A 5,481-nucleotide genomic window follows, 5' to 3' on the forward strand; every position below is an offset into this window, starting at 1 on the left:
ATGGAGAAATGGTGAACCGGGAATAATTTTTCTTGATAGAATCAACAGAGACAACCCCACGCCTGAACTTGGTGCTATAGAGAGCACAAATCCATGCGGCGAACAACCGCTTTTACCTTTTGAGTCCTGCAATCTTGGGTCAATCAATCTTTCAAAGTTCGTAAAAATTGAAAATGGAACACCCAAATTTGATTATGACCGATTAAAGGATACTGTGCATCTTGCCGTAAGATTCCTCGATGATGTAATCGATGTAAATAAATACCCTCTCGAATTGATTGAAGAAACAACTAAAGGAAATCGTAAAATAGGTCTTGGTGTAATGGGTTTTGCAGATACTCTTATACAGCTTGGAATACCGTACAATTCAGAGAAAGGAGTAAAAACCGGCAGACAGATAATGAAATTCATAAAGGAAGAAAGTGTAAAAGCATCGCAAAAACTTGCCAAAGAAAGGGGAACTTTTCCAAACTATGATAAAAGCATATTTGCTGATTCAGGCATTAAGTTGAGAAATGCTACTTTAACCACAATTGCACCAACAGGGACAATAAGCATCATTGCCGATGCTTCAAGTGGAATCGAGCCGCTCTTTGCAATCTGCTATTATAGAAATGTAATGGATAATGACAAGCTTGTTGAGGTAAATTCTTACTTTCTAAAGGTTGCCAAGGAAAGAGGATTTTATTCAAAAGAATTAATAGAAAAAATAGCGAAGGAAGGGAGCTTACAGCATATCGATGAAGTGCCTGATGATGTGAAAAAGGTCTTTGTAACGGCACATGATATTAGTCCTGAATGGCATATTAAAATGCAGGCTGCATTCCAAAAATATGTAGATAATGCTGTTTCAAAAACAGTCAATTTCCCAAATTCTGCAACTCCTGAGGATATTGAAAAGGCATACCTTCTTGCTTATCGGTTGGGATGTAAAGGTGTAACAGTTTATAGGGACGGAAGCAGAGATTCTCAAGTCCTAAGTTTTGGTGACGGGAAAAAGAAGGGACAGACACTGACACCAAGGCCAAGACCAAGAATGACTGCCGGTTTGACAATCAAAAATAAGATTGGATGCGGCAACCTATATGTTACGGTAAATTCCGATGAAAATGGAATCTGCGAAGTTTTCACCAATACTGGAAGAGCTGGCGGATGTCCGAGCCAATCAGAAGCAACAAGCAGATTGATATCTCTTGCTCTTAGGTCAAACATTAGTATCAATGAAATAACTGAACAACTAAAAGGAATTAGGTGTTTATCATGCATAAAAAATGACAACAGAGAATTAAATGGAGGAAAAAAGATTCTTTCCTGCCCTGATGCAATTGCGTGGGCTATTGAACAATATATAGATAATTATTCAAACAATGGAACAGATAAAACAAATGGCAATGGCAATTCACAATCGAAAAAAGAAGAAATCAAACTCTTTAATGATGCTGTAATCATTTCCGGAAATGATGAAACATCAGTCAATATTGTGCCTTGTCCTGACTGTGGAAGCTCACTTGAAATGGAAAGTGGGTGTGTCGTGTGCAGGTCTTGCGGATTTTCAAAATGCCATTAAAGATTCTTCCCTATAACTATTCCAAGGTTTGGAAATAAGCCGAAGAAGGAAAACAAACAAAAAAATGGTTTCAGAAAGGTTCATAAAGAATCTACAGGAAGATTATGCATTGAAGAGGAAAGAAATAAAAGCTCGCCTCAGGGAATTCAAACAAAAAGGCAAATCATCAAACAGGGAATTATTCGAAGAGTTAGCTTTTTGCATTTTGACAGCAAATGCAAGCGCTAAGATGGGATTACGAGCAATCGAAGCGATAAAGGATATTATTCATAAAGGTACAGCCGAAGAAATAAGCAAAGCCATCAAAGGTAGTCACCGTTTTTGGAGAATTCGTCCTGCTTTTATTTATGAAACAAGGGAATATTTAAAAAAAGAATATAAGCTCGATATAAAGAGAATTTTGTCATCATATAAAGGTCATCCATATGAACTTCGTGATTTCTTTGCATTAAATAAAAAAATAAAGGGAATAGGCTTCAAAGAAGCAAGCCACTTTTTACGAAATATTGGATATAGGGGGTATGCAATACTCGACAAACATATACTCAATTGCCTTTATGAGTTCGGTGTTTTGGAAAAAAATGTCAGGCCTTCCAATAGAAAAGATTATCTTTATATTGAATCAAAAATGAAAAAATTCTCAAAAGAAATCAATATAGACATCGATGAGCTTGACCTTCTTCTTTGGAGCAGACAAACGGGAGAAATCTTAAAATAAAAAGAGAGAAGGAGATAAGCCGGGTTCTGTTATGCCATTGAGGCATTGCAGCCATCTATCTTGACTTAATGTTGCCATTAAGTTCTATCGGCCTACCCGAAGCAGTTAGCAAAAGCTATTGGGCGGAGAATCCCATCTGCTTCCTACTTGGCCTTTCTCCGGGTGGGGTTTGCCAAGCTGTTTCAGTCGCCTGAAACACTGGTGAGCTCTTACCTCACCTTTTCACCCTTACCGCACAATATATGCGGCGGTATATTTTCTGTGGCACTTTCCTTGGGGTTGCCCCCACTTCGTGTTACGAAGCACCCTTCTCCGTGGAGCCCGGACTTTCCTCTTCCTATAAGCATACTGTGCTTATAGAAAGCGGCTGCCTCTCCTTCTCCCATTTTTATAAATTATTCATTTACACTTTAATGTCAACCGATTAATATGTTTTTTATAAACAAGAAGTTAGCAAAAAATCATCTTTTCAAGACAAAACAGAAAAACAGGCAAAAGATAATGATATGGATTATTCTTCCATCTTACAATGAAGAAGAAGCCCTTCCAATTCTTCTTGAAAAAATAAAAGAGACATCAAAAGGATTCGAAGATGACTATAAGGTAGTAGTTGTCGATGATGGAAGTAGTGACAATACACAAGCCATTCTCGAGAACTTCAAAAAAAAGATTCCATTGGAAATAATAAGACACACAAAAAATTTGGGCCTCGGAAAAGCCCTCTTCAATGGTATCAAAAAAGTTGTTGTAGAAGCTTCAAATGGAGATGTTGTAATAACTTTGGATGCCGATAATACCCATCCACCAACTCTTTTCAAAGAAATGATTACTAAATTGAGGGAAGAAAACAATCAAATAGTGATTGCCTCGAGATATGAAAAAGGAGGAGAAGAAGTCGGACTATCATTGTTTCGAAAAATATTAAGCCGCAGCGCAAGTATTATTATAAAAGCAGGTTTTGATGTGGGAAATGCAAAGGACTGCACTTGCGGATTTAGGGCATATGATGCAGGGATACTAAAAAAGGGATTAGAGATATATGGAGATAAACTAATAGAAGAAAGCAGTTTTGTCTGCATGGCTGAGCTTTTGGTTAAATTATCACATATTGGGGCCAAGGTTTCTGAAGTGCCTCTTATCCTTAGATATGATCTGAAGAAAGGCAGTTCAAAAATGAAATATATTTATACGATTTGGCGTTATTTCAATCTTGTAATTAGAAAGAATAAGTTACTATCCTTCCCAAAATATTGATAATTTGAGTATAATGGCAATTATTTTCAAATAATGATTTCTTATAAAAGTGATAAAAAAGGCAATTTTTTAAATTTCTTCTATTATCTAATTCTTATTGTCTCTTCTCTTTTCCTCATTGCACCAATTTTCAAAAAAGGGATACCAATGCTTCTTGATAATCCCAAACATCTTTCAGAAACAATTTATCTTACAAAGTATTTAATTCCTCAACGGCATTGGATAAATGGATGGTGTATGGCAGATTTTGCAGGTTTTCCAATTCTTCTCTATCACTACATATTGGGGAAAAGCATAGCTGCCTTTTTATCAATATCTACTGGCATCAATATAATAATTGCATACAAATTGCTTATGGCTGTTGCAATTGTCTTCCCTACTGTATCATTATTTTTTCTCTTCTCAAGAATTTCTTCCAAAACTGCTTCACTAATAACTGCACTTTTTTTTCTACTTCAGACAACACATATCTTAAAAATTGCCCAAGGAATGTGGAATAATTATCTTGCCCTTGGATTTCTACCTCTCTTTATTTATGCCCTTTTGAAAGTTTATACAGACAATTCATTAAAATATTGCGGAGTAGCTGTTTTACTCTTTTCTCTTACTATTATCTCTCATCAATATGTTGCAATTGCTGAATCTTTCTTCGCCCTGTTTTTTTTCTTCATATCCCTTTTTTCAAAAAAGACAAATTCTTTCCGTTTTTTCTTGAAACTTTCGCTGATTGCTATCCTGTCCATTTCACTTGCGAGCTTTTATATCTATCCATTTATAGAAGCAGGGAAATGGCTTTCTGCAAACAAGATGTTTGGAAAAGGAATTATTGAACCTTGGGCATCTCTTTACCATCAGGTCAAAATATTTCTTAATGTGCCAGAAAATATTAGCCTCAGTAAGCAGCTTTTCAATAATAATGGAGAACTTTTTTTTAAAAATCTCTTCTCCAAACCATTCATCAAATTATCAATGCTTCTTTTAGACTTTTTTGCTATTACAGGTTTGATTGTTTCCTTCAAAAAAGAGGAGTACAAACATATCCTAAATAAGGGAATGATTTTCTTCACTTTCTTTTTCCTCATTTTTTCATCAGATTTATGGAGAAGTGTAAATTTTTTAAATAATCTTCCATTTGCAGGAGGAATAGAAAATAACCGTTTTATGCTCTTTTCACAAATCGGCTTACTCTTCTTTTGCATTTATGGATTAGACTATTTTTTTCATATTACACAGAGAAAAGATTTCATTCTAAAAATTATCTGTCTTGTTATCATTGCAGGGGGATTGATAACTTTTTCGTCACATCTTAAAAATAAAAAATTTTTAATAACATCAAATCATCTTGAAGATTATCGTCAAATAGAATCCTTTTGGGAATGGACTTCAAAAAATTTAAATCCTAACAAGGAAAGATTACTGATTCAGAGGACTAAGGGGAACATCGCCGGTACAATTTTCAATGAAAGCCACATCCTTTCTCTCACTTGGTATTATTCTGGTGTAAATCATATAGGTGCTTGGAATAGCGGATTTCCTTATACTACCGAGAAAATTGTAAGTACTGAAGGTGGAAGAATTATGGGGATGAGTATGAAAAATATAGACGATAGAAAACTGGCAAGGAGGATGAAAATCTTCAACACCTCTCATATAGCTGCAGTTAGCCAATCTCTTCAAAATTTCTTGGAAAGGTCTCCTTCTTTTCAAAAAATCGCTGACTTTGGCCTAATTGAAGTTTTTAAACTTTTAAATTATAAACCGCTATGGATAGACTTCATTAAAGGTAAAGGTAAAGTAGGATATATAAATTTAGCCAATGAAATGATAGAAGCCAAGATAGTTACAGAAGAATTTTACAATACAATCAGAATCAAGGTGCAAAACCATCCCTACTGGAAATGCGAAATAAATGGGGAAGAAACAAAATTATCAACAGATGAAT

The 5,481-nt window shown here is 35.2% G+C and carries 4 protein-coding genes and 1 other RNA gene; 4 read left to right on the forward strand and 1 reads right to left on the reverse strand.

From position 1 onward, the window contains the following. Both D6734_04430 and D6734_04435 read left to right on the forward strand, forming a co-directional pair. The coding region (locus tag D6734_04430; protein ID RMF96074.1) for an adenosylcobalamin-dependent ribonucleoside-diphosphate reductase at positions 1–1,567 on the forward strand (1,567 nt) is incomplete at its 5' end. Between the two features lie 64 nt (positions 1,568–1,631). Beyond that, positions 1,632–2,285 carry an N-glycosylase/DNA lyase gene (locus tag D6734_04435; GenBank protein RMF96075.1) on the forward strand — a complete coding sequence of 218 codons (654 nt, stop codon included), beginning with the start codon at positions 1,632–1,634 and terminating at the stop codon, positions 2,283–2,285. On the opposite strand, the gene rnpB is transcribed toward D6734_04435, so the two are convergent. Further along, positions 2,286–2,668: RNase P RNA component class A (gene rnpB, locus D6734_04440), an RNA gene on the reverse strand. A 46-nt stretch (positions 2,669–2,714) separates the two neighbouring features. Between rnpB and D6734_04445 the strand changes: the two genes are divergently transcribed. Next, on the forward strand, positions 2,715–3,539 hold the full coding sequence (locus D6734_04445) for a glycosyltransferase family 2 protein (protein ID RMF96076.1): 825 nt from the start codon (positions 2,715–2,717) through the stop codon (positions 3,537–3,539). Between the two features lie 33 nt (positions 3,540–3,572). Then, positions 3,573–5,481: hypothetical protein (locus D6734_04450; GenBank protein ID RMF96077.1), on the forward strand; the 1,909-nt coding region annotated here is incomplete at its 3' end.

The sequence above is a fragment of the Candidatus Schekmanbacteria bacterium genome (assembly GCA_003695725.1).
Taxonomy (GTDB): domain Bacteria; phylum Schekmanbacteria; class GWA2-38-11; order GWA2-38-11; family J061; genus J061.